2 protein-coding genes are annotated in these 1,624 nt (G+C 40.9%); both read right to left on the bottom strand.

All coding sequences use genetic code 11. From position 1 onward, the window contains the following. Positions 1 to 664 precede the first annotated feature (664 nt). Positions 665 to 1,018 (bottom strand): DUF1428 domain-containing protein, encoded by a 354-nt coding sequence (locus tag H141_RS0119565; protein WP_019677958.1) that lies wholly within the window; start codon positions 1,016 to 1,018, stop codon positions 665 to 667. Positions 1,019 to 1,204: 186 nt separating this feature from the next. Beyond that, positions 1,205 to 1,492 (bottom strand): hypothetical protein, encoded by a 288-nt coding sequence (locus tag H141_RS0119560; RefSeq protein WP_019677957.1) that lies wholly within the window; start codon positions 1,490 to 1,492, stop codon positions 1,205 to 1,207. Between the last annotated feature and the right edge of the window lie 132 nt (positions 1,493 to 1,624).

Here is a 1,624-nt window from a genome sequence, read left to right as displayed (position 1 = left end):
GAACACCTAGGTTAAAAAGGCACTGAGCCCAACGCGGGAAGATCTGGGTGTTCACATTCACCAGTATGGGTGTTCACATAAATCAGAATACGCACAGCTATCATGAGCAGTCGAAACTTAATAAATACTGACATTTACTTTCCCTTTTTCACTGTTGTTGTTCCTTGGACTATCGGTAATGTTTCAACCGGCATAACGCCCGCCACAAACGCGAGCAACTTGTTGCGAGTCGAGCGCCCAAAGGGCGCGTTTTTGATGGCGCTTGTTAGGGTGCATTCATAAACCATGAAAAAGGGTAAAGAACGACAACCCAAATAAACATACAAAACACGGCGCCAACAATGGTTGTAATTCTAAACATTATTCCTTTAATGGGATCTACTTTGTAACTCCTAAGCACTAGGACAAACCCTGAAATAGAAAATACCAAGCTCATTATCAGATAGCCGAAAAAGGAAAAATTAAGTAAACCATCAAGAGCAGCCCACCAACTTATGCCTCCCAGAAAAAACAGCACAAATAATGAAATTAGAGCGAAACGAAATGCAAACTTCAAAATTTCATCCTGTCCATCTACTGGTAACCCTAACGCCGTGCTCTACGGAAATTTAGGAGCGCAAGCGAGTAAATTTTCCGTAGCAGCATCTTGTTAGGTCTAAGACTCCTAAACCTTTAAAACCGTTTTGAAACCACCATAAATTAGGCGCTTTCCATCAAATGGCATAGGGTTGTTTTCTGGCGACATTCTCGGATCCTCCATTATTGCACTCCAGCCAGTGTCACGAGTCTCTTTTGAAGGCCAAACAACCCATGAGAATACGACAACTTCGTTTTCTTTTGCTTTTACTGCCAGCGGTAAGGATGTAACGTCACCATCTGGAACATCATCACCCCAATTTTCCACGATTTCCAAAGCTCCATTTTCTTTGAATAATTCAGAAGCTATTTTTGCGTGCTTGATATATGCCTCCTTATTCTCACTCGGAACTGCGGCAACAAAGCAATCTACATATGACATACTAATTTCCTCGTTTGTTGATTTTGACGAACGCCGAACCCTATCCCGACCTAACGCTGAGCTAAATGGCAATTTTTACGGAGCCGTTTTTTGCGGTAAAGTGGCGAAGCCGCTGCAAAAAAATGCGCAGTAAAAATTGTCCATTTGAGCGATTTGTTATGAGAAAGTAACTTTTCACAAAAACGCCTATTCCTTGCCTGAAATATATCTTAGCGCACTTGGATTATTGTTTATTTCACGCTCAATAATATCCAGCAGTTCGGATTTAGAAGGAGAGGCCCAGCCACCAATACTAGCCGCTAGAGACGCTATAACCAAGCCGCTCACAGCATAACTGAATATCGGAATCTCGATACCAAAAGCTTGCAACGTTATAAAAACACTCATTATTCCGATTGTAAATATTTGCAATACCTTTATTCGGGCTTCACTTTTCCTTGCGCTAAGATAAATTCTAATATCATTCTTATCCATACATCACTCCTTTTTAATACTCGACTATTTTGATTCTCATAACGAGCCTGTAGAAAAACCTGTTTACAACACAGCATTTCTACCCAGGCTATTCTGTTTATTATTTGTTACGAACTTTGCATGCTTTTGGTG

This window comes from Arsukibacterium perlucidum DSM 18276 (assembly GCF_000382165.1).
Taxonomy (GTDB): Bacteria; Pseudomonadota; Gammaproteobacteria; order Enterobacterales; family Alteromonadaceae; genus Alishewanella; species Alishewanella perlucidum.
Note: the sequence above shows the minus strand (reverse complement) of the source record. Positions and strands in the feature narration are given on the sequence as shown.

Bases quoted from the DNA above. Each gene is read 5' to 3' on its own strand.
- H141_RS0119565 (WP_019677958.1), bottom strand. From the start codon at position 1,018: ATGTCATATGTAGATTGCTTTGTTGCCGCAGTTCCGAGTGAGAATAAG.
- H141_RS0119560 (WP_019677957.1), bottom strand. From the start codon at position 1,492: ATGGATAAGAATGATATTAGAATTTATCTTAGCGCAAGGAAAAGTGAA.